The organism is Acidovorax sp. Root267 (assembly GCF_001429215.1).
In the GTDB taxonomy this organism is placed as follows: domain Bacteria; phylum Pseudomonadota; class Gammaproteobacteria; order Burkholderiales; family Burkholderiaceae_C; genus Acidovorax; species Acidovorax radicis.
Genome location: NZ_LMJC01000001.1, coordinates 666,487 through 687,761, shown reverse-complemented (window position 1 = coordinate 687,761; position 21,275 = coordinate 666,487). Strand labels below are relative to the sequence as shown.

Genomic DNA, 21,275 nt, shown 5'->3' with positions numbered 1-21,275 from the left:
TCCAAGGTGTATATTGGTTTTGAAGCGGTAAAAGGTGTTGTATGGGCCACAAACTCAAAATTGCAGGATGGGTGTCGGTAGGTGTCGTGGCTGGGGCTCTGACGACGGTATCGTTGCAGACGGTAGCCCGCGGCGCGATGACCCCGCTGCCGCTGGAGGAAATCCAGCAGCTGTCGGCGGTGTTTGGCCTCGTGAAAACCGACTACGTCGAGCCGGTGGATGACAAGAAGCTCATCACCGACGCCATTTCCGGCATGGTGGCCAGCCTCGATCCGCACTCCCAGTATTTCGACAAGAAGTCCTTCAAGGAATTCCGCGAAGGTACCTCGGGCCGTTTTGTGGGGGTTGGCATCGAGATCACCCAGGAAGACGGCTTGATCAAGGTGGTATCGCCCATTGAGGGTTCGCCCGCCTTCCGTGCCGGCCTCAAGACCAATGACCTGATCACCAAGATCGATGAAACGGCGGTCAAGGGCCTGTCGCTCAACGATGCGGTCAAGCGCATGCGTGGCGAGCCCAACACCAAGGTCACGCTCACCATCTTCCGCAAGGACGAAAGCCGGACTTTCCCCGTTACCATCACGCGCGAAGAGATCAAGACCCAGTCCGTCAAGGGCAAGGTGGTGGAGCCTGGCTACGGCTGGATCCGCCTGTCGCAGTTCCAGGAGCGCACGGTCGATGACTTCGTGCGCAAGGTGGAAGAGGTCTACAAGCAGGAACCCAACCTCAAGGGTCTGGTCCTGGACCTGCGCAACGATCCCGGCGGCCTGCTGGATGCCGCCGTGGCCATCTCGGCGGCATTCCTGCCGGAAAACGTCACGGTGGTCACGACCAATGGCCAGCTGGCAGACAGCAAGGCCACCTACAAGGCGTCACCCGACTACTACCAGCGCCGCGGCGGTGGTGATCCACTGCGCCGCCTGCCTGCAGCCCTCAAGTCCGTGCCGCTTGTGGTACTGGTGAACGAGGGCTCCGCATCGGCCAGTGAGATCGTGGCTGGCGCCCTTCAGGACCACAAGCGCGCCACCATCATGGGCAGCCAGACCTTTGGCAAGGGCTCGGTGCAGACCGTCCGCCCGCTGGGGCCGGATACCGGCATCAAGCTGACCACTGCGCGTTACTACACCCCCAGTGGCAAGTCGATCCAGGCCAAGGGCATCGTGCCCGATGTGATGATCGACGAGTCGGAAGAAGGCAACGTCTTTGCGGCCCTGCGTATGCGCGAGGCCGATCTTGACAAGCACCTGGGCAGCGGCCAAGGCGAGGAAAAGAAGGACGAAGCCCGTGAAAAGGCCCGCGAGAGCGCCCTCAAGCGCATGGAGGAAGAGGCCAAGAAGCCAGCCACGGAACGCAAGGCTCCGGAGTTCGGCTCGGACAAGGACTTCCAGCTTGTGCAGGCGCTGAACCAGCTCAAGGGACGGACGGTGCTGGTCAGCAAGACGTTGACAGAACGCAAGGACGAGAAGAAAGAGAATTGAGCTTTCGCTCCCTGCGCTGAAGGCCGGATTTCCAGCGAGATCCGGCCTTTTTTCTTGCCCTTAGTTTTCAGAGATTTTCGCCATGACCGATGACCAGCTCCTGCGGTACTCCCGCCACATCCTGCTCGATGAGATGGGCATCGAGGGACAGGAGCAGGTGCTGGCGTCCCATGCGGTCATCGTGGGGGCGGGTGGTCTCGGTTCGCCTGCGGCGCTGTACCTGGCGTCTGCCGGTGTCGGCCATATCACCCTGGTGGACGAAGATGTGGTGGACCTCACCAACCTGCAACGGCAGATTGCCCACACCACTGCCCGGGTGGGTCGGCCCAAGGTGGAGTCGGCAGCCAGCGCCATGGAGGCCATCAACCCGGGAGTGCGGGTGACGGCGTTGCAGGCGCGTGCCGATGCCGCCGTGCTGGATGCGCTGGTGCAGGACGCCTCGGTGGTGCTCGATTGCAGCGACAACTACGCCACGCGCCAGGCCATCAATGCAGCTTGTGTGCGCCATCGCAAGCCCCTGGTTGCGGGGGCTGTCATCCGCTTTGATGCGCAGATCACGGTGGTGGACCCGCGCCACGCCGCGTCGCCCTGTTATGCCTGCATTTTTCCGCCCGAGGCGGAATTTGAAGAGGTGCGCTGTTCCACCATGGGGGTGTTCGCGCCGCTGGTGGGCGTAGTGGGGGCCATGCAGGCGGCTGAGGCCCTGAAGCTGCTCGCGGGCATCGGAACATCGCTGGCGGGGCGCTTGCTGATGCTCGATGGGCGAACCATGGAATGGAGCACCATGAATGTAGCGCGCGCTGCGCACTGCACGGTGTGTGTTGTTCGGTAGGATTATTCCTACAACATCCACGTGTGGTGGCTGGCAGAATCCGTTCAGCTGAACCTCTAAATTTGAGGCTCGACAAGCGCAAACGTGCGCTGACCGTGAAACTGGGCCCTTCTGTGAAACTCCGCACCTACATCGTTGAAGACAACGCCACCATTCGAGAGAACCTGATCGGGACGCTCGAAGAGTTGGCGTCCGTAGAAGCGGTAGGGGTTGCGGAGACGGAGGACGAGGGCAAGAACTGGCTTGCCACCCACGGCGAACAGTGGGACCTGGCGATCGTGGATCTTTTCCTGCGCCAGGGCAGCGGGCTGGGTGTGCTGGCGGCGTGCCGCTCACGCCGCCCCGGCCAGAAGATGGTGGTACTGAGCAACTACGCGACGCCCGATGTGCGCATGCGCTGCGCGCAACTCGGGGTGGATGCGGTTTTTGATAAATCCAACGAAATTGATGCGCTGGTGGATTACTGCATCCAGCACAGCAGCCGCCCTGCGGGAATGGATGCTGCCAACCAATCCTTCTCGGCGCCTGGCCACTCGCTGTGACGTTCGGCCCTGCCGCGCGGGATGCGCGGCGGGGCTTCTTGTTTTTACCGCTCCTGTTGTCCGGCTGAGCAAGCCGCCAGGACCCTGGACTGAGGCCACCCCATGTCAGTCAATCAGGCGGTTCTTGAGCGCGTAGTAAGTCAGATCGCTGTTGGACGACAGACTCATCTTTTCCATCAGCCGCGTGCGGTAGGTGCTCACCGTCTTCACGCTCAAAGACAAGGCCTTGGCGATATCGCCCGCCGTTTCCCCCTTGGCCAGCTTGAGGAACACCTGAAACTCGCGTTCAGACAGCTGCTCGTGGGGCGGTGCGTCATCCTTGCGATTGAGCTGCTGGGCCAGCAGTTCGGCCACGGCAGGCGTCAGGTAGCGCCGGCCCAGCGCAATGGTGCGGATCGCCTCCACGATTTCCGAGGGTTCGCATTCCTTGTTCAGGTAGCCGCTCGCACCCTGGCGGATCAGGTTGATCGCATAGTGCTCTTCGGGATATCCGCTCAGGATCAGGATGCCCATGTCGGGCGCCTTGGCGCGCAGCATGGCCAGGGCATCCAGACCGCTCTGGCCGGGCATCGAAAGGTCCATCAGCAGGACATCAATTTCCTTGTTGCGCACCAGGTCGATGGCTTCGCGCCCGTTGGAGGCTTCGCCCTCCACCCGCAGATCCACATGCTCCGACAGGAACTGCCGCAGCCCGGAACGAACAATCGCGTGGTCATCCACAATGCCAATCTTGATCATCGATCTTTCTTTCGCAGGGCGGTGATGCCGCTCCTGATGTTTGTTGGTTGCAAATTGTTCCGGCACTTCACCCCTGGTGGCAGGGTGGTGCCCGGGTCTACACACATTATCCAGAATACCGCGTATGAGTCTTAAAGAAAACACCCGCATCTGGTTGCCCAAAGTCCGCAGGATGGCACTGAGCCTGCCCATGGCGTTGCTGGCGGCCATGGTGCTGGTGGGTATCAATGAAACGGGCCACATGCGGTCTCAGGATGCGGTGGAGCAAATGACCCACGGCCAGAACACGCGCAAGGCCGTCAATCTGCTGCTGCAGAGCATGCTGGACGCAGAAACAGGGCAGCGTGGTTACCTGCTCACCGGCAACGAGACTTACCTGGAGCCGTACGACAAGGCCGTGGCCACCGTGCAGACCAACCTGGACGGCTTGCGTGGGCTGTTCATGGACGCCCCGGATGACATGCAGGAGTTTGCGCTGCTGTCGCGGCAGATATCCCGCAAGCTCGCGGAGATGGAGCTGAGCCTGCGCTTGCGCCGGCAGGGCAATGAAGATGCCTGGAAGTTCATCCTGCACACCGATGTGGGCAAGGAACACATGGAGGCGATCCGCAAACACGCGCTGGAATTGATTGCCCGCAGCGACCAGCACGTGAAACAAGGTCAGGAGCAGATCGAGCAGTCGCTCATGCTGTCGCGCATCGGCATTGCCACCGTCACCGTGATTGGCTTGTTGGCGTTTTACATGTACCTGCGCCAAGCGCAGGCGCTGCAGGTGGTCAACCTGCGCGAGCAGGCCCTGCTGGAGCGCGAACGAGACCGCCTAGAAGGCCTTGTGAAGGTCCGCACGGCAACACTTTCCGAGCTGGCGAACCACCTTCAACAAGTGCGCGAAGACGAGCGCGGGCACCTCGCGCGGGAGCTGCACGATGAACTGGGCGCGTTGCTCACAGCGGCAAAGCTCGATGTGGCGCGGCTCAAATCCAAGATCGACGCCAATGCCCCTGAAGTGGCAGAACGGCTCAAGCACCTGACCGAAACGCTCAACAGCGGCATTGCGCTCAAGCGCCGCATCATCGAGGACCTGCGCCCTTCGTCGCTTTCCAATCTCGGCTTGACGGCCGCGATCGAGATTCTCACGCGCGAATACGCCGAGCGCGCGGGCATCGAGGTCGAGACCAGCCTGGAGGCGGTCCAGCTGCCCGATGCCTCGCAACTCACGGTGTACCGCATGGTGCAGGAGGCGTTGACCAACATTGGCAAATATGCCAAGGCCAGCAAGGTGCTGGTGTCGGTGCATGGCTACCCCACCCATGTGGCCGTCCAGGTGCGCGACGATGGCGAGGGGTTTGACCCGGCCACGGTGCGGCCTACGTCGCACGGGCTTTCTGGAATGCGCCACCGGGTGGAGTCTGCGGGCGGCAGGCTCTCCATTACCTCCCGCCCTGGCAACGGCACCCTGGTTTCCGCCGTGCTGCCGCTGCAGCGCCGCAGCGCCGAGTCGCCGTAGGTCCCCGCACTGGACGCTTGACGAGGATCGAGCCGGGGTGCAGCAGGTCCCGTCCTACAGGCGGCTCGCTGTGCCGCCGACAGGCCCGCGCGCCGGGCACCGGCATCTTTGGCCCCGAAGGTTCCCTACAGTGAATCCCAGGCGCTGAAGTTCTTGTGCCAACCCAACCGCCGGCAACCGGCCACCTCAAGAGGAGAAGGAGAAAGAAATGTTGCACTACGCAGTTGTTTTTCTGGTGATCGCGTTGATCGCTGCCCTGTTCGGCTTTGGCGGTATTGCTGCCGGTGCCGTGGGCATCGCCAAGATTCTGTTCTTCGTGTTCGTCATCATGGCGGTCGTGACCTTTGTACTGGGTCTGCTCAAAAAGGGCTGACGCCCCGGACCGCGCAATCAAGCACCCGCATCCACCCTTTCAAGGAGTTTCCGCATGAGTATCCAGACCGCTACCGATAAAGTTGCCAACAGCGCCCGCCATCTTGCCGACGACGTGCTGCAGAGCGCACAGGACGCCGTGCAATCCACCCGCACGGCCGCCAACAACTCGTTGGAAAAAGCAGAGGAAGGTGTGCGTGCGCTGCGCAGCCAGACCGACCCGGTCATTGACGATCTTGCTGCACGTGCGCAGGATCTTGCAGCACGCAGCATTGGCTACTGCGCAGAGACAAGCGCCCGGGCCCGCCGCCAGATGCTGCAAGCCGCAGACGCCACGAACAAATATGTTGCCGAGCAACCCGGCAAGTCGCTGGTGATTGCCGCCGCCTCGGGCGCGGCACTGGCCACGCTGGTGCTGTGGATGTCGCGCCGTCGGCACGCCTACTGAGCCGCACCCATCTCCCTACAGTCCGCCGGTCGCGGAGGGTGCAACAGACCGGCAGATTGCAATCTTCCAGCACCCGCGTTCCCAACCATTCTCAAAGAAGGACAACACCATGAAATACGCACGTGCACTCGCTTTTGCCGCTGTCGCTGGCATCACCATCATCACGGCCACTGGCTGCTCGGTAGCCCGTGAACAACAAACCGTTGGCTCCTATGTGGACGACGCCGGCATCACCACCGCCGTGAAAGCCAAGATGGCGGAAGACAAAAACGTATCGGCCACTTCCATCAGCGTAGAGACGCTCAACGGCACGGTACAGCTTTCGGGCTTCGCCAAGTCGCAGGCTGAAAAGAACCAGGCGGAAGCCATTGCACGCAACACCAAGAATGTGCGTGAAGTGCGCAACAGCATCGTGGTTCGTCCCTGACCGGATTGCCTGACACCATGCGCCTGCGGTCTTCCAAAGCCGAAGGCGCATAGGCACTGACCGCCAAGCAGGCTCCGGGCATGTCCTGGAGCCTGCTTTTTGCATGGGTGCATCTATTGGTGCCTCCCAAGCCTTGTGCGTTGGCCACACTCCACGGGGTATAAGCTTCACACCATGCGGGTATTCAATTGCGACCATTGCGGTCATCTGGTTTTTTTCGATAGCGTGCAGTGCCTGCACTGTGGCAGCGCGCTGGCATTTTTGCCCGATGTGCTGACCATCGCGGCCCTCGCGCCTGCGCCGCAGGACGGTGCCGACCTGTGGAGGCGCAGGGGCGGGCGCGGCAGCACCGACTACAGTGGCCGCCTGTACCGCATGTGCCGTAACCATACCGAGCACCAAGCCTGCAACTTTGCGGTGCCGGCCAACGACTACGCCGAACTGTGTGTGTCCTGCCGCCAGACCCGGGTGCTGCCCGATCTTTCGGAGGCGGCCAACATGGGCCGCTGGATGCAGATCGAGGCTGCCAAGCGGCGCCTGTTTTACAGCCTGGCCCGTCTGGGCCTGGAGCCGGCACCGGGGCGCACCGGGCCGGTTTTTGAATTTCTGGCGGAATTGCCCGGTGGGCCCCCTGTCATGACGGGCCACCACGGCGGGACGATCACTCTCAATGTGGCCGAAGCGGACGATGACGAGCGCGCACGCCGCCGCATCGCGCTGGGCGAACCTTACCGAACGCTGATTGGCCACCTGCGCCATGAGTCTGGCCATTTTTACTGGGACCAGCTAGTGCGTGACGGTGGGCGCCTGGAAGACTTCCGCCAGATGTTTGGCGACGAGCGCCAGGACTATGCCGCCGCGCTGGAGGCCCACTACGCCAAGGGCAACGACCTGGGCGACTGGGCTGATCACCACGTCAGCGCCTATGCCGCCGCCCACCCCTGGGAGGATTGGGCGGAGACCTGGGCCCATTACCTGCACATGATTGATCTGCTGGAGACATCGGCCAGCTATGCCACCGAGGTCACGATCCCTGGCATCTATGGCGCGCAGCGCAGCAGCGCCATCGACCCGTTTGCCAGCCCGGCACCTGATTTCCAGTCCATGGTGCAGCACCTGGTGCCGCTGACACTGCTGCTCAACAGCCTCACGCGCAGCCTGGGACAGCCCGATGCCTATCCGTTTGCGCTGGCCGGCGAGGTGCTCGCCAAGCTGAGGTTTGTGCATGACGTGGTGCGCGAAGCCGCCCAGCGACCGACCCCGGTCGCGGCTCCTGCCCCATCGGTGCCCCCTGTACCTGCCGCCAAACCCATCAATAAAAAGAATAGCAAGATAACCAGCAAGGACATGCGCTAGCGCCTGATTTTTCTCAAATTCTGCCGTTATCCAAGGGTTGGGGCGACCACGGCCTGGAACTTGCTAAATGTCTGCGAGGAGATTGGCTCTCATGCAGAAGTTCAACGCGATGGTTATTCCGCTGCCCCCGCAGCGTTGGAGCGGTGTGGCGGGTTGGTCTGGTTCGCCAGGCGTGATGCCGGTGCGCCCTGCCGGGGCAGGGTTTGCGCACGGCGCGTGCGCAAACCCTTGGCGTGGTAGGCCGCCAAGACAACCGGGGTGCCGGGCGAGCCACCCCCACCGAGGCGAATGCACACACATCACCAAGGGAGGTCACGACCATGCTGAGCCGCACTGCTGATCACCTGTTCTGGATGGCCCGCTACACCGAGCGGGCAGAAAAGCCCTGCGCAGCCGGGCTTTCGACACAACACCGCCAGCGTGCGCAGCACGCCCGGGGTTCTCTGCCCCCGTTGAACAAGGAGGCCGTATGCTGAGCCGCACTGCCGACCACCTGTTCTGGATGGCCCGCTACACCGAGCGGGCAGAGAACACCGCCCGCATGCTGGACGTCAACTACCAAAGCGCGCTGCTGCCGCAATCCACCGAAGTGGCCATGCAGGGCTGGCAGGGGCTGTTGTCCATCAGCGAGCTGCTGCCCGCCTACACCGCCCAGCATGGAGAGGTGACCCCGGCGAAGGTGCTGCATTTCATGGTCAAGGACCCGGCCAACCCGTCGTCCATCGTGGCCTGCCTGCAGGCCGCGCGAGAGAATGCCCGGGCCGTGCGCGGTGCGCTGAATACCGAGGCGTGGGAGATCCTGAACCAGACCTGGCTCGAGGTGAACCGGCTTATTGACGGCGGTGCACTGGAGAGGGACCCGGCGCGGTTCTTCGAATGGGTGAAGTTCCGTTCGCACCTGTCGCGTGGCGTCACGGTGGGCACCATGCTGCAAGACGAAGCTCTGCACTTCATGCGGCTGGGCACCTTCCTGGAGCGGGCCGACAACACGGCGCGCCTGCTGGACGTGAAGTTCCACGCCGTGCAGAGCGACTTCATGGGCACGGCCACGGAGCAAGACCAGGATTACGACTTCTACCACTGGAGCGCGATCTTGCTGAGCGTGTCCGGCTTTGAGACCTACCGCAAGGTCTACCGCGACGTGATCACCCCCGAGCGGGTGGCCGAACTGCTGATCTTGCGTGCCGACATGCCACGCTCACTGCATGCCTGCATGAAGGAGGTGCTGGGTAACCTCGACATGCTGGGCAGCGGCCAATCTGCAGAGACGCAGCGGCATGCGGGGAGGCTTCTGGCCCACCTGAAGTTCGCGCGCATCGACGAAATTCTGACCCACGGATTGCATGCTTATCTCACGCAGTTTCTGGAGCGCGTGAACGACCTGGGCGCGCGTATCAGTCAGGATTTCCTGGTGCCTTCGACGGCATGACGGGGGCCACTTCGGGTGCCGCTGCGGGTTCGCTGACCGGCACGGGCTCCACGGTCACCCCCACCTGCAGCACATGGTGGTCGCCACCATGGATCACGCCGCGCAGCGGCGACACATCCGAGTAGTCGCGCCCAACAGCCAGGGTCACATAGTCTTCGCCAGCAGCACGGTCGTTCGTCGGGTCCAGGTCAAACCACTCCGTGTCCTCTGCCGTGCCCTCGCTGTCCTTGGCTGCGGGAGACCACACCGAAACCCAGGCGTGCGAGGCGTCGGCCCCCACCAGCCGTGGCTGGCCCGGCGGGGGCTCGGTCAGCAAGTAGCCGCTCACATACCGCGCCGCCAGGCCCATGCTGCGCAGGCAGCCGATCATCACGTGGGCAAAGTCCTGGCATACGCCCCGGCGCAGCCGCAGGGATTCGAGCGCGGGCGTGCCGGCATCCGTGGCGTGGGCCGTGTAGACGAAGTCGGCATGGATGCGCGACATCAGGTGGCTGGCCACCGCCATCAGCGGGCGCCCTGGCGCAAAACTCTCGCGGGCATAGGCCACAAAGTCGGTGTGCCGGGGGATGTAGGGCGAGGCAAAGCCAAATTCGGCGGCAGGGTGGAAGGGCATGCCACGCCGGTAGGCCAGGCGTTCACGCACCGCCTCCCAAGGTTCGCCGGGTGGTGCTGGCGGCGGCGGTGCGGTCTCCAGCAGGCTTTCGGCGCGCACGTGCAGCCGCTCGTGGGTGAAAGGCAGGTTGAAGAATGCGCGGGTGTTGCCAAACACATCCTGGGCGGTTTGGCACTGTGTTGGGGCGGGTTCCACGTGCAGCGTGTGGGTCAGCACGCGCTGCACCAACCCAGTGCGCGGCCGCAGGTGGGCCATGTGCTGGGCGTTCTGCACCGCCGGCGTGTACTGGTACACCGTTTCGTGGATGACGCGCAATCGCATGGTCAAGCTCCGATGCTGTACCGGAAGGCATCCACTGAATGGGTGAAGTAGCGCGTGGCCAGCACCTCCGACAGGCCCATCACACCCCGCACACAGCTGCCCAGGTACTGCTCCAGCGCGGCATGCCGACCCTCGGCATCCTGCGCGCACAAGGCGACCAGCGACAGGTCGGACGCTTCGGGGATGCCCGTGGCCGCGGACTCTCCGGGTGTCCCTGCGGCCGCCTCGATCTTGGCAATGCGCCCGCGCAGCGTCTGGGCCACCCAGGCCAGGGACCGGGGGTTGTCGCGGTCGATCACCAGCAGGTCGAGCAGCGCGGGCATGTCGCGCCGCTGCTGGTACTGGGCGTGGAAGGTGATGGTGCTGTCAAACAGCGCGATCATGGCCTCGAAGCCACTTTCGTCGAACACCGCTTCCGTCTGCAGGCCACTTTCGAGCGCAGCGGCCAGAAAGCCCAGGCGCTCCAGGTGCCTCCCGATCGACAGCAGCCGCCAGCCATCGTCGCGGGTCATGCGGTCGGTCTGCTGGCCGGTCATGGCGGCGGTGCGGCCGCTCAGGGCTTCGAGCTGGCGCAGCGCGTCCAGCGGTGAATAGTCGCCGTCTTCCGCAACGCCCGGGCCTTGCGCAAAAAACTCGGCCTCGGCATTCACGATGAGGTTCCAGTGCTCCTGCGACAAGCGGTCACGCACGGCCGAGGCCGCCCCGAGGATGCCGCGCAGGTTGTAGCCCACGCTGGTGATCTGGGCGGCATTCGTCAGCCCCGCGATGAGCGAGCGCTCGAACACGCGACGCGCCTGCGTGGCCGGCGGCACGGTGGACAGCACCAGGCCCTGGCCCACGGCCATCGCCCCCAGCCAGGCCAGCAGTGGCTGGGACGACTGGTCCTCGCCGTTCAGGCATTGCAGCGCAATGCGTGCCAGGCGGGTCACGTTCTCGGTGCGTTCGGTGTAGCGGCCCAGCCAGAAGAGGTTTTCGGCCGCGCGGCTGGTCACCTGGCGGCTGCGGTGCACCACGGCCGGGGCGCTCTGGTTGTGGGCGAGCAGCGTGGTGGTGTCCACCTGGCCGTCGGTCAGCACCCAGACATCGGCGCTGCTGCCGCCACGCTGCATGGACGTGATCTCGCTGTCACCGGTGGCAATGCGCGCCAGCCCGCCCGGCAGCACCCGCCAGGAGCCCGGACCATCACACACGGCAAACACGCGCAGCATCACCGAACGGGGCGCAATGCTGCTGCGCGGTGGCTGCCCCGGCGGGCCGGGGTGCCACGTCGGCATCTGCGACAGCGGCAGGTGGGCCTGCACGGTGTATTCGTCCCCCTGGCCCTGGATGCGCTGGGACCACTGCGCCAGGTCTTGGGGCGACTGTGCGCCGCCGAGCACCGGCACCCGCTGCCCCATGGGCCAGGTGGGCCGGATCACGCTGTGGGCCAGTTGCGGCAGCACCGCCTGCATGGCAGAGCGCTCGCCACACCACCAGGTGGGCAGCGACGGCAGCGCGAGCTCTTCGCCCAGCAGGTGGCGCGAGAGCGCGGGCATGAAGCCCAGCAATGCCGACGATTCCAGGAACGCCGACCCCGGCGCATTGGCCACCAGCACGTTGCCCGCGCGGATGGCCTGCAGCAGGCCGGGCACGCCCAGGCGCGAGTCGCTGCGCAGCTCCAGTGGGTCGAGAAACTCGTCGTCCAGGCGCTTCAGGATGCCGTGCACCGGCTGCAGGCCGTGCAACGTCTTGAGGTACAGGCGCGCATCGCGCACGGTGAGGTCGTTGCCTTCGACCAGCGTGAGGCCCAGGTAGCGCGCCAGGTAGGCGTGCTCAAAGTAGGTCTCGTTGTACGGGCCGGGCGTGAGCAGCACGATGCGCGCATCCTGCCCCGCCGGGCTCATCTGCCGCAGCCCGTCGAGCAGCGCGCGGTAGGTGGCGGCCAGGCGCTGCACATGCATCTGGCGGAAGGCCTCGGGGAACAGGCGCGAGATGAGCAGCCGGTTCTCCAGCAGGTAGCCCAGGCCCGACGGTGCCTGCGTGCGCTGCGTGACGACCCACCAGTCGCCCTGCGCATCACGCGCCATATCGAACGCAGCGATGTGCAGGTGCGTGCCGCCCACGGGCTGGACCCCATGCATGGCGCGCAGATAGCCCGGGTGGCCCTGCACCAGCGCGCTGGGCAGCAAGCCTTTGTGCAGCAACTCTTGCGGGCCATACACGTCGGCCATCACGCGGTCGAGCAGGCGCACGCGCTGCAACACGCCACGCTCGATGTGTGCCCAGTCGCCTTGCGAGAGGATCAGCGGAAACAGATCGACCGACCAGGGCCGCTGTGGGCCGTCGGCATCGGCGTACACGTTGTAGGTGATGCCGTTGTCGCGCACCTGGCGCTGCAGGCTCGCCATGCGCCGGTCCAGGTCCTGGAAGCCCTCGGGCCCCAATTGATCGAAGAATTGGGCCCAGGCGCTAGTGATATCTGGCTTGTTTGCTATTGATTTTGGAGTGCCTGATGCAGTGGCAGCACCGGGGGCGTCCGCCACGCTGGCACCCCGCAGCTCGTCAAAATGCCCGGCCGCCGCAGCAGGCGCCAGTGCAGCCGCCAACTGGGCTGCGCTGTCAGAAGGGTCGGGGGTGGGGAGGCTGTCGTTGAGGTGGTTCACTGCGCTCGATTTTCGGGCATTTGTTCGACAACACTCTGCGGGTAACCCGCACCGTCGAAACTGGCGGGGCCGATGCCAGAGACGCCAAGCAAGGGCCGCCCCGCAGCAAGGGCGTCGTCCCCCTGGGGGGAAGGCGCGCAGCGACTCAGGGGGGCTTCTCTACCTCCGCATCTTGCGCCGCAGATCCAGTGTGAACGGAAACTCCCGGCTGCCCGGCAGCTCAATCGTCGCAGGCGGCACCGCCAGCCTGCCCGGTGTGTGGCCCATGCGCGAGAACCGCGCGAGGCGGCGGCTTTCGGCCTCATAGGCGTTGACCGGGAAGGTGTCGTAGTTGCGTCCGCCCGGGTGCGCCACGTGGTACTGGCAGCCGCCCAAAGAGCGGTTCATCCAGGTGTCCACGATGTCGAACGTGAGCGGCGCATGGGCGCCAATGGTCGGGTGCAGGGCCGAGGGCGGGTTCCAGGCCTTGTAGCGCACACCGGCCACAAACTCGCCGGTGGTGCCCGTCGTCTGCAGCGGCAGCGGCTGGCCGTTGACGGTGACCACATGGCGGCTTTCGTTCATGCCCGTCACGCGCACCTCGATGCGTTCCAGCGACGAGTCCACATAGCGCACGGTGCCACCGGCGGAGCCTTCTTCGCCCATCACATGCCAGGGCTCCAGCGCGTTGCGCAGGGTCAGTTCCACGCCCATCGACTGTACCGTGCCGACCATGGGGAAGCGGAACTCGAACTGCGGCGCAAACCACGCCGCATCAAACGCATAGCCCGCTGCGACCATGTCGGCCACCACATCGTGCATGTCCTGCTGGATGAAGGTGGGCAGCATCCAGCGGTCGTGCAGCTCGGTGCCCCAGCGGGCGGCGGGTGCACGGTAGGGCGTCTTCCAGAAGCGTGCAATCAGGGCGCGCAGCAGCAGCTGCTGCACCACGCTCATGTGGGCGTGGGGTGGCATCTCGAAAGCGCGCAGCTCCAAGAGGCCCAGGCGGCCGGTGCTGCTGTCGGGCGAGAACATCTTGTCGATGCTGAACTCGCTGCGGTGGGTGTTGCCCGTCACGTCCACCAGGATGTTGCGCAGCGTGCGGTCCACCAGCCAGGGCGGCATGTCCTGGCCGTACAGGGCGCGGTTGGACTCGATCTCGCGCAGCGCGATCTCCAGCTCGTACAGTTGGTCGTTGCGCGCCTCGTCCACACGCGGCGACTGGCTGGTGGGGCCGATGAACAGGCCGCTGAACAGATAGCTCAGGCTGGGGTGGTTGTGCCAATACAGCAGCAGGCTGGCCAGCAGTTCGGGCTTGCGCAAGAACGGCGAGTCGGCCGGTGTGGCGCCACCCATCACGAAGTGGTTGCCACCCCCGGTGCCGGTGTGGCGGCCATCGGTCATGAACTTCTCGGCCGACAGGCGCGTCTCCCACGCGGCCTGGTACAGGAACTCGGTGTGCTGCACCAGTTCCTTCCAGTGGCTGGCAGGGTGGATGTTCACCTCGATCACACCAGGGTCGGGCGTGACCTGCAGCACCTTCAGGCGTGCGTCGCGCGGGGGCGGGTAGCCTTCCAGCACGATCTTCATGCCCAGCTCTTCGGCCGTGGCTTCGATGGCGGCCAGCAGGTCCAGGTAGTCGTCCAGGCGCGCCAAGGGCGGCATGAAGACATACAACACGCCATACTTTTCACCCACCGCTTCCGCCTTGGGGCCGCTGGACCGGCGCGGGTCGCGCACCTCGACGCACATCGCGGTGCGCGACAGCCCGGCGGCCGACTGGAACTTGCCTGGGGGCTGCATGCCCGCATGGGGATCGGGCTGGCCCGCCTGGCGTGCGTGGTCGCCGCCTGCGGTGCCTGCAACGCCTTGGGCCACCCGGCGTGCCTCGCTGGGGGCGGTGGCACCTGCCAGGTAGGGCAGGTCACGGTCGCCGGTGACGGGGCCCGGTGGAACGGAATACCGTGCGCGCAGCGTGGCGGCGGCGGCCAGCGGGCCCTGGGGGGCGGTCGGGTCTGGCGGGATCAGGTGGTCGGTGTCTGCGGCCTTCACCCAGGGCAGGGCGTCCAGGGGCAGCCGGTAGCCCATGGGCGAATCGCCGGGGATGAGCAACATGCGGTCGTCGCGGAAGAACCAGGGGCCGGTGCTCCACACGCTGCCCACCAGCTTGCCCGACCCTTCACCCGCCTGCAGCGGCAGCACATAGCCGATCACGCTGTCGAGCTTTTGCTCGAACACGCGGCGCAGGCGAGCGCGCTCCAGCTCGTCGTCCAGGCGCGCATCAAACGGGTCCACGTTGACCGGCAGGCGCCGCTCGCGCCACAGGTAGTAGAAGGTGTCCTCGTAGCCGGGCTGGATATAGCGATCAGTGATGCCCAGCTTGCGCGTGAGGTGGTGCACAAAACGTTCTGCGTCCGCACTGGTGTAGTGCGAGGGGTTGCGTTCGTCGGCAAACAACGCGGGGTTTTTCCAGGCCGACTGACCGTCGGCGCGCCAGCAGATCGACAGCGCCCAGCGCGGCAGCTGCTCGCCCGGGTACCACTTGCCCTGGCCAAAATGCAGAAAACCACCCTGGCCATATTCGGCGCGCAGCTTGTGCACCAGCTCGGTGGCAAAGCCGCGTTTGGTGGGCCCCAGGGCGTCGGTGTTCCACTCGGCAGCGTCGCGGTCGCCCACGGCCACAAAGGTGGGCTCGCCGCCCATGGTCAGGCGCACATCGTTCGCGGTCAGGTCGGCATCCACCTGGTCGCCCAGCGCCTGCACGGCCTGCCACTGGTCTTCGGTGTAGGGCTTGGTCACGCGCGGCGATTCGAAGATGCGCGTCACGCGCATCTCGTGGTTGAACTCCACCTCGGCCTCGTCCACCCCGCCTTCAATCGGCGCGGCGCCGGAGGGCTGGGGCGTGCAGGCCAGGGGGATATGGCCCTCGCCCGCCATCAGGCCGCTGGTGGCGTCCAGGCCGATCCAGCCCGCGCCGGGCAGGTAGACCTCGCACCAGGCGTGAAGGTCGGTGAAGTCCACTTCGGTGCCACTCGGGCCATCGAGCGCCTTCACGTCGGGCGTGAGCTGGATCAGGTAGCCCGACACGAACCGCGCCGCCAGCCCCAGGTGGCGCAGCAGCTGCACCAGCAGCCAGCCAGAGTCGCGGCACGATCCACTGGCTTTTTGCAGTGTCTCCTCGGGGCCCTGCACGCCGGGCTCCATGCGAATGAGGTAGCGGATGTCCTGCGACACCTGCTGGTTGAGCTTGACCAGGAAATCGATGGTGCGCTGCTCGGTGCGGTCGATCTTGTCGAGGTAGGCCTGGACCAGCGGGGTGACCGGGTCGGCCGCCAGGTACGGCGCCAGCTCTTGCTGGATCTCTGCGCTGTAGTGGAACGGAATCTGCTCAGCCTCGGGCTCCAGGAAGAAGTCGAAGGGGTTGTACACCGCCATCTCGACCACCAAGTCCACCGTGATCTTGAAGCTGCGCGTCTTCTCGGGGAACACCAGCCGTGCCTGGTAGTTGGCAAACGGGTCTTGCTGCCAGTTGATGAAATGCTGCGCGGGCTCGACCTTGAGCGAATACGAAATGACGTTGCTGCGGCAATGCGGGGCGGGACGCAGGCGAACGGTTTGTGGCCCCAGGCCAACCAGCCGGTCGTATTGATAATGCGTGACGTGGTGGAGCGCGGCGTGGATGGGCATATGCAGGGCATGCTAGCAAGTCCCGAGCCATCGTGGTAAACAATCCCCGCGCCGGTGCCTTGTGTTCACGGCCTGTTCACAATCTGCGGTGCCGGTCCTTCCTTTCCAGTGGGCGACGCCGAACCCTCCACCGTCCGCCCCCATTCCTTCACAGCACCATCTTGGTGATTCACCCTGCCGCATAGCCATGTCCCAGCCACCCCAACTCCTGCTTTTGCCCGGCCTGGCGGCCGATGAACGTATGTGGCGGGGTGTCTTGCCCCACATGCCCGAGGCCCTGCGCCCGGTGGTGGCCACCGCCCACTAGGACGCCACGCTGCACACCATCGAGGATTTCGCCGCCCGGTTGCTGGCGCAGCACGCGGGGCCGCTGGTGCTGGCCGGTGCCTCCATGGGCGGGATGGTCGCGATGGAGGCCGCGCGCCAGGCGCCCGAGCGCATTGCGGGCCTGGCGTTGCTGGGCACCACGGCGCGGCCTGAAACGCCGGACATGCGGGCGCTGCGCGAGGCTGCCATCGAACTCTTTGAACAGGGCCGCCTGCGCGAAGTGATCGAGCCCAACGTGGCCTTTGCCTTCCACCCCGACAACGCCACGCGGCCTGAGCTGGTGCAGGCCTATCTCGACTTTGTGCTGGGCGCTGGCGCCGCGCACCTGGTGCGCCAGAACCGCGCCGTCATCCACCGGCCCGATGCCCGCCAGCACCTGCCCGGCATGGCCTGTCCGGTGCTGGTGGTGTGTGGTGAGGCCGACCAGCTCACGCCGCCCGAATGTTCTGCCGAGATCGCGGCGCTGGTTCCCCATGCCGATCACACCCTGCTGGCCCACAGCGGCCACATGCTGACCATGGAACAGCCCGAGGCCGTCAACCACCTGCTGGTGCAGTGGCTGGCCCGCAATGGGTGGATTTGAACCGGGTTTTGAATGTTTTTGGCTGCTGGCGCTTATCCAATAAGCGCTAGAAGCTATTAAATTAGTAGCAAATCAGAATTCGAAGTTGTCGATCAACCGCGTGCTGCCCAACCGCGCAGCCCCCAGCGCCACCAGCGTGCCTGCCGCATCAGCCGCCGTGGCGGGCAGCAGGTCCGCACGGCGGCGCACGGTGAGGTAGTCGGGCAACCATCCCCGGGCGCGCAGGGCCTCCAGGGCCTGCGGCTCCAGCGCGTTGCGGTCGCCGGGGGGCGTGTTCAGCCACTGCTGGGCCAGTTGCTTCAATGCCGAAGGCAGCGCCACAGCCTCTTGCCGCTCTTCCCGGCTCAGGTAGCCGTTGCGCGAACTCAGCGCCAGGCCATCGGCCGCGCGGCAGGTTGCGCCCGCCACCACCTCAATGGGCAGCGCAAACTGCTGCACCATGTGGCGGATCACCATGAGCTGCTGGTAGTCCTTCTTGCCGAACACGGCTGTGCCGCCCGTCTGGCCCAGCACGCAGGCAAACAGCTTCATCACCACCGTGCTAACACCCACAAAAAAGCCGGGGCGAAAGTGTCCCTCCAGCATGTCGGCCAGCGCCGGGTCGGGGTGCACCTTGAACGTCTGGGGCTGCGGGTACAGGTCTGCCTCGCGCGGGGCAAACAGCACATCACAACCTGCGGCCTGCAGCTGCGCGCAGTCGGCCTCCCAGGTGCGGGGGTAGCTGTCGAAGTCCTCGTGCGGCAGAAACTGCAGGCGGTTCACAAAGATGCTGGCCACCGTCACGTCGCCCAGGGGCTTGGCCTGGCGCACGAGGGCGATGTGTCCCTCGTGCAGGTTGCCCATGGTGGGCACGAAGGCGGGGCGGCGGTGGGGTGCAAGGGCCTGGCGCAGGTCGGCGATGGAGTGGGCAATCAGCATGGGGCGAAAGGGAGTCAGTGGGCGAAAGCGAGGGGTGGCGGTTACCAGGCGTGTTGGGCGTTGTCGGGAAAACTCCCCTGCTTGACGGCCTGCACATACGCCTCCATGGCGCTGCGCACACTGCCAGCGTCGTGCATGAAGTTGTGGACGAACTTCGGCATTTTTCCGAGGTTCATGCCCAGCATGTCGTGCAACACCAGCACCTGGCCGGCGGTGCCGTTGCCCGCGCCGATGCCGATGGTGTGGCAGTGCAGCAGCTCGGCCGTGAGGTCGGCGGCCAGCACGGCAGGCACCATCTCCAGCACCAGCATGGTGGCGCCTGCATCCTGCAGCTCATGCGCCTCTTTGCGCAGGGTGCGCGCGTCATCGTCGGTCTTGCCCTGCACGCGGTAGCCGCCCAGGGCGTGCACTGTTTGCGGCGTGAGGCCCAGGTGGGCGCACACCGGCACGCCGCGCTGCACCAGGAACTCCACCGTGGGCGCTGTCCAGCCCCCACCTTCCAGCTTGACCATGTGCGCTCCCGCCTGCATCAGCACGCAGGCACTGCGCAGGGCCTGCTCGCGGCTCTCGGCATAGGTGCCATAAGGCAGGTCGGCCACAAGCCACGCCGTGCCTTGCACGCGGTGCAGGCCGCGTGCCACGCTGGCCGTGTGGTAGGCCATGGTGTCCAGGCCCACGCCCACCGTGCTGGGCAGCCCCTGGCACACCATGCCCAGCGAATCGCCCACCAGGATGCATTCCACACCCGCCGCATCGGCCACGGCCGCAAACGTGGCGTCGTAGGCGGTGAGCATGGTGATCTTCTCACCCGCTGCGCGCATCTGCGCCAGGCGCGGCAGGCTGACCGGGCGGCGCTGGGGCAGGGGCGATGCGGGCGGCAGGGTGCCGTAGGGCGTGGCGGAAACGGTGTTCGTGGCAGTCATGGGGCCTCCGTATGCAAAAAAAATTGCCGCGAGTCTATGCGACCAATAATGGGTGTACTTATTGGTTTCCTGCCCGGTAGAAAGCGGCCCGTGTTGGCGCAGTGGCCTTTGCGTTCCCGGTATGCTCGCGGCCCATGACAGCAGCGTTACACCCCGCAAACACCACGATGAGAGACTCCGATGTAGCCGCCCTGGCCCAGGCCGACGTGGCCCGTGCCCTGGCTGAAGATGTGGGCTCTGGCGACCTCACGGCCGGCCTGATCGACCCCACCCGCCGCGCCCGCGCCCGCATCCTGGCGCGCGAGTCCGCCGTCATCTGCGGCGCCCCCTGGGCCGAAGCTGCCTTGCGCGCATTGGATCCCACTGTGTTGATCACCTGGCATGTGGCCGAGGGCCAGCGCTGCGCCCCGGACCAGGTGGTGCTGGAGCTCACGGGCAATGCCCGCGCGCTGCTCTCCGCCGAGCGCACGGCGCTCAATTTTTTGCAACTGCTGTCGGCCGTGGCCACCAAAACCCGCACCTATGTGGATGTGGTGGCTGGCACCCGTGCCCACATCGTGGACACGCGCAAGACGCTGCCCGGCCTGCGCCTGGCGCAAAAGTACGCCGTGCGCGTGGGTGGCGGCACCAACCACCGCATCGGCCTGCACGATGCCGTGCTCATCAAAGAGAACCACATCGCAGCCGCAGGCGGCGTGACGGCCGTGCTGCGTGCCGCCGACCCCGTGGCGGCGCAAGCGAAGTTCATCGAAATTGAGGTGGAAACGCTGGAGCAGTTGACCGAGGCGCTGAACGCGGGCGCGAAGATGGTGCTGCTCGACAACATGCCCCTGCCCATGCTGCGCGAGGCTGTGCGTATCAACGCTGGCCGGGCGATTCTGGAAATCTCGGGTGGCGTCACGCTCGAAGGCCTGCGCGAATTGGCTGAGACGGGGGTGGACCGCATCTCCATCGGCACGCTGACCAAAGATGTGAAAGCCACTGATTTCTCCATGCGCCTGCAGGAGCTGTCATGACCACCACTGCCGTGCTGAACCGCATCGACGTGGAATACGACCAGCCACTGGATGCCCTGGCGGGCGGTGGGGCGTGTTCCACCCAACACGCCTGGGCCCGCGTGCCGCCCGAGCCCACGCAGGCTGAGCGCGCCGCGCTCAAGGACAGGATCCGCCGCCTGCTCAAAGAGAAGAACGCGGTGATGGTCTCGCACTACTATGTGCACCCCGACCTGCAGGACCTGGCCGAAGAAACCGGCGGCCTCGTCAGCGATTCGCTGGAGATGGCGCGGTTTGGCCGCGACCACGCCGCGCAGACGCTGGTGGTGAGCGGCGTACGCTTCATGGGTGAGACGGCCAAAATTCTGAGCCCCGAAAAGACGGTGCTCATGCCCGACCTCGATGCGACCTGCTCGCTCGACCTGGGCTGTCCCATCGAAGAATTCAGTGCGTTCTGCGATGCCCATCCCGACCGTACGGTGGTGGTCTATGCCAACACCAGCGCCGCCGTGAAGGCGCGGGCCGACTGGCTGGTCACATCGAGCTGCGCGCTCGACATCGTCGGCGCCTTGAAGGCCGCAGGACAAAAAATCCTGTGGGCACCCGACCGTCACTTGGGCGCCTACATCCAGCGTGAGACCGGCGCCGACATGGTGTTCTGGAACGGCGCCTGCATCGTGCACGACGAGTTCAAGGCCTTCGAGTTGGAGGCGCTCAAAAAGGAGCACCCCGGCGCCAAAGTGCTGGTGCATCCCGAGAGCCCTGCCGACGTGGTGGCCCTGGCCGACGCTGTGGGCTCCACCAGCGCCATCCTAAGGGCCGCGCGAGAGATGGACGCCACCGAATTCATCGTGGCCACCGACAACGGCATGATGCACAAGCTGCGCACGCTGAATCCCGGCAAGACCTTCTACGAAGCGCCCACGGCCGGCAACAGCGCCACCTGCAAGAGCTGCGCGCACTGCCCCTGGATGGCGATGAACGGCCTGGCCGACGTGGCGCGGGTGCTGGAAACCGGCGCCAATGCGATCCATGTGGACCCGACACTGATTCCGCGCGCGCGCCAGCCCATCGACCGCATGCTGGCCTTCACAGCCGCGCTGAAGAACGGGCAGCCAACCGCAGGCCTGGTGCCGGGCATCGGGGCCGCCTGAGCCC

19 protein-coding genes are annotated in these 21,275 nt (G+C 65.5%); 13 read left to right on the top strand and 6 right to left on the bottom strand.

Annotation, left to right across the window (positions count from 1 at the left end; translation table 11 throughout):
* Positions 1 to 41 precede the first annotated feature (41 nt).
* The 3 genes from ASE39_RS02985 (at position 42) to ASE39_RS02975 (ending at position 2,852) form a co-directional block, all read left to right on the top strand.
* A complete protein-coding gene (locus tag ASE39_RS02985; RefSeq protein WP_010463164.1) occupies positions 42 to 1,478 on the top strand; it encodes a S41 family peptidase in 1,437 nt (478 codons plus the stop codon).
* Positions 1,479 to 1,560: 82 nt separating this feature from the next.
* Positions 1,561 to 2,310 (top strand): HesA/MoeB/ThiF family protein, encoded by a 750-nt coding sequence (locus ASE39_RS02980; protein ID WP_057270125.1) that lies wholly within the window; start codon positions 1,561 to 1,563, stop codon positions 2,308 to 2,310.
* 113 nt (positions 2,311 to 2,423) lie between these two features.
* Positions 2,424 to 2,852 carry a response regulator gene (locus ASE39_RS02975; protein WP_057270318.1) on the top strand — a complete coding sequence of 143 codons (429 nt, stop codon included), beginning with the start codon at positions 2,424 to 2,426 and terminating at the stop codon, positions 2,850 to 2,852.
* A gap of 105 nt (positions 2,853 to 2,957) precedes the next feature.
* On the opposite strand, the gene ASE39_RS02970 is transcribed toward ASE39_RS02975, so the two are convergent.
* Positions 2,958 to 3,590 (bottom strand): response regulator transcription factor, encoded by a 633-nt coding sequence (locus ASE39_RS02970; protein ID WP_010463169.1) that lies wholly within the window; start codon positions 3,588 to 3,590, stop codon positions 2,958 to 2,960.
* 124 nt (positions 3,591 to 3,714) lie between these two features.
* Here ASE39_RS02970 and ASE39_RS02965 point away from each other — a divergent pair, with 124 nt between their 5' ends.
* The 7 genes from ASE39_RS02965 to ASE39_RS02945 all read left to right on the top strand — a co-directional run bounded on the left by ASE39_RS02965 (position 3,715) and on the right by ASE39_RS02945 (position 9,129).
* The gene (locus ASE39_RS02965; RefSeq protein ID WP_057270124.1) at positions 3,715 to 5,097 is read left to right on the top strand and encodes a CHASE3 domain-containing protein; all 1,383 of its coding nucleotides are present in this window, start codon (positions 3,715 to 3,717) and stop codon (positions 5,095 to 5,097) included.
* A 208-nt stretch (positions 5,098 to 5,305) separates the two neighbouring features.
* Positions 5,306 to 5,470: a DUF1328 domain-containing protein gene (locus tag ASE39_RS25605; RefSeq protein WP_010463174.1), complete on the top strand. Its 165-nt coding sequence runs from the start codon at positions 5,306 to 5,308 to the stop codon at positions 5,468 to 5,470.
* A 54-nt stretch (positions 5,471 to 5,524) separates the two neighbouring features.
* Complete coding sequence (locus ASE39_RS02960) at positions 5,525 to 5,917, top strand: hypothetical protein (protein WP_010463177.1); 393 nt, start codon at positions 5,525 to 5,527, stop codon at positions 5,915 to 5,917.
* A 109-nt stretch (positions 5,918 to 6,026) separates the two neighbouring features.
* Positions 6,027 to 6,344, top strand: a complete 318-nt coding sequence (locus ASE39_RS02955) for a BON domain-containing protein (RefSeq protein WP_010463178.1) — start codon at positions 6,027 to 6,029, stop codon at positions 6,342 to 6,344.
* A gap of 174 nt (positions 6,345 to 6,518) precedes the next feature.
* Positions 6,519 to 7,700 (top strand): putative zinc-binding peptidase, encoded by a 1,182-nt coding sequence (locus ASE39_RS02950; protein ID WP_010463180.1) that lies wholly within the window; start codon positions 6,519 to 6,521, stop codon positions 7,698 to 7,700.
* A 320-nt stretch (positions 7,701 to 8,020) separates the two neighbouring features.
* Positions 8,021 to 8,176, top strand: coding sequence for an alpha-E domain-containing protein (locus tag ASE39_RS25600; protein WP_010463181.1), 156 nt, complete (start codon positions 8,021 to 8,023; stop codon positions 8,174 to 8,176).
* Positions 8,170 to 9,129 carry an alpha-E domain-containing protein gene (locus tag ASE39_RS02945; protein WP_010463183.1) on the top strand — a complete coding sequence of 320 codons (960 nt, stop codon included), beginning with the start codon at positions 8,170 to 8,172 and terminating at the stop codon, positions 9,127 to 9,129. Before ASE39_RS25600 ends, ASE39_RS02945 begins: the two co-directional genes overlap by 7 nt.
* On the opposite strand, the gene ASE39_RS02940 is transcribed toward ASE39_RS02945, so the two are convergent.
* The 3 genes from ASE39_RS02940 to ASE39_RS02930 form a co-directional block, all read right to left on the bottom strand.
* Positions 9,095 to 10,063 carry a transglutaminase family protein gene (locus ASE39_RS02940; RefSeq protein ID WP_035197853.1) on the bottom strand — a complete coding sequence of 323 codons (969 nt, stop codon included), beginning with the start codon at positions 10,061 to 10,063 and terminating at the stop codon, positions 9,095 to 9,097. The two genes, ASE39_RS02945 and ASE39_RS02940, sit on opposite strands and share 35 nt — an antisense overlap.
* Before the next feature lie 2 nt (positions 10,064 to 10,065).
* Positions 10,066 to 12,705 carry a circularly permuted type 2 ATP-grasp protein gene (locus ASE39_RS02935; protein ID WP_057270123.1) on the bottom strand — a complete coding sequence of 880 codons (2,640 nt, stop codon included), beginning with the start codon at positions 12,703 to 12,705 and terminating at the stop codon, positions 10,066 to 10,068.
* A 159-nt stretch (positions 12,706 to 12,864) separates the two neighbouring features.
* Positions 12,865 to 16,371: a transglutaminase family protein gene (locus tag ASE39_RS02930; protein ID WP_057270122.1), complete on the bottom strand. Its 3,507-nt coding sequence runs from the start codon at positions 16,369 to 16,371 to the stop codon at positions 12,865 to 12,867.
* Positions 16,372 to 16,687: 316 nt separating this feature from the next.
* Here ASE39_RS02930 and ASE39_RS02925 point away from each other — a divergent pair, with 316 nt between their 5' ends.
* A complete protein-coding gene (locus ASE39_RS02925; protein WP_242421359.1) occupies positions 16,688 to 17,281 on the top strand; it encodes an alpha/beta fold hydrolase in 594 nt (197 codons plus the stop codon).
* Positions 17,282 to 17,353: 72 nt separating this feature from the next.
* Here the strand turns inward: ASE39_RS02925 and panC are convergent, their stop codons facing one another.
* Entirely contained in the window at positions 17,354 to 18,199 is an 846-nt protein-coding gene (gene panC, locus ASE39_RS02920; protein ID WP_010463194.1) for a pantoate--beta-alanine ligase, read from the bottom strand.
* 41 nt (positions 18,200 to 18,240) lie between these two features.
* Positions 18,241 to 19,122 carry a 3-methyl-2-oxobutanoate hydroxymethyltransferase gene (gene panB / locus ASE39_RS02915; RefSeq protein WP_057270121.1) on the bottom strand — a complete coding sequence of 294 codons (882 nt, stop codon included), beginning with the start codon at positions 19,120 to 19,122 and terminating at the stop codon, positions 18,241 to 18,243.
* A 167-nt stretch (positions 19,123 to 19,289) separates the two neighbouring features.
* Here panB and nadC point away from each other — a divergent pair, with 167 nt between their 5' ends.
* Positions 19,290 to 20,138 (top strand): carboxylating nicotinate-nucleotide diphosphorylase, encoded by an 849-nt coding sequence (gene nadC, locus ASE39_RS02910; protein WP_199864229.1) that lies wholly within the window; start codon positions 19,290 to 19,292, stop codon positions 20,136 to 20,138.
* On the top strand, positions 20,135 to 21,271 hold the full coding sequence (gene nadA, locus ASE39_RS02905) for a quinolinate synthase NadA (RefSeq protein WP_057270119.1): 1,137 nt from the start codon (positions 20,135 to 20,137) through the stop codon (positions 21,269 to 21,271). Before nadC ends, nadA begins: the two co-directional genes overlap by 4 nt.
* Positions 21,272 to 21,275: the final 4 nt, after the last annotated feature.

What these genes read in the sequence shown, in the direction of transcription:
- ASE39_RS02940 (WP_035197853.1), bottom strand. Translation starts at nt 10,063, where the DNA reads ATGCGATTGCGCGTCATCCACGAAACGGTGTACCAGTACACGCCGGCG.
- ASE39_RS25605 (WP_010463174.1), top strand. Translation starts at nt 5,306, where the DNA reads ATGTTGCACTACGCAGTTGTTTTTCTGGTGATCGCGTTGATCGCTGCC.
- ASE39_RS02970 (WP_010463169.1), bottom strand. Translation starts at nt 3,590, where the DNA reads ATGATCAAGATTGGCATTGTGGATGACCACGCGATTGTTCGTTCCGGG.
- ASE39_RS02980 (WP_057270125.1), top strand. Translation starts at nt 1,561, where the DNA reads ATGACCGATGACCAGCTCCTGCGGTACTCCCGCCACATCCTGCTCGAT.
- ASE39_RS02930 (WP_057270122.1), bottom strand. Translation starts at nt 16,371, where the DNA reads ATGCCCATCCACGCCGCGCTCCACCACGTCACGCATTATCAATACGAC.
- ASE39_RS02960 (WP_010463177.1), top strand. Translation starts at nt 5,525, where the DNA reads ATGAGTATCCAGACCGCTACCGATAAAGTTGCCAACAGCGCCCGCCAT.
- ASE39_RS02955 (WP_010463178.1), top strand. Translation starts at nt 6,027, where the DNA reads ATGAAATACGCACGTGCACTCGCTTTTGCCGCTGTCGCTGGCATCACC.
- ASE39_RS02950 (WP_010463180.1), top strand. Translation starts at nt 6,519, where the DNA reads ATGCGGGTATTCAATTGCGACCATTGCGGTCATCTGGTTTTTTTCGAT.
- panC (WP_010463194.1), bottom strand. Translation starts at nt 18,199, where the DNA reads ATGCTGATTGCCCACTCCATCGCCGACCTGCGCCAGGCCCTTGCACCC.
- nadC (WP_199864229.1), top strand. Translation starts at nt 19,290, where the DNA reads ATGAGAGACTCCGATGTAGCCGCCCTGGCCCAGGCCGACGTGGCCCGT.
- ASE39_RS25600 (WP_010463181.1), top strand. Translation starts at nt 8,021, where the DNA reads ATGCTGAGCCGCACTGCTGATCACCTGTTCTGGATGGCCCGCTACACC.
- panB (WP_057270121.1), bottom strand. Translation starts at nt 19,122, where the DNA reads ATGACTGCCACGAACACCGTTTCCGCCACGCCCTACGGCACCCTGCCG.
- ASE39_RS02945 (WP_010463183.1), top strand. Translation starts at nt 8,170, where the DNA reads ATGCTGAGCCGCACTGCCGACCACCTGTTCTGGATGGCCCGCTACACC.
- ASE39_RS02965 (WP_057270124.1), top strand. Translation starts at nt 3,715, where the DNA reads ATGAGTCTTAAAGAAAACACCCGCATCTGGTTGCCCAAAGTCCGCAGG.
- ASE39_RS02985 (WP_010463164.1), top strand. Translation starts at nt 42, where the DNA reads ATGGGCCACAAACTCAAAATTGCAGGATGGGTGTCGGTAGGTGTCGTG.
- nadA (WP_057270119.1), top strand. Translation starts at nt 20,135, where the DNA reads ATGACCACCACTGCCGTGCTGAACCGCATCGACGTGGAATACGACCAG.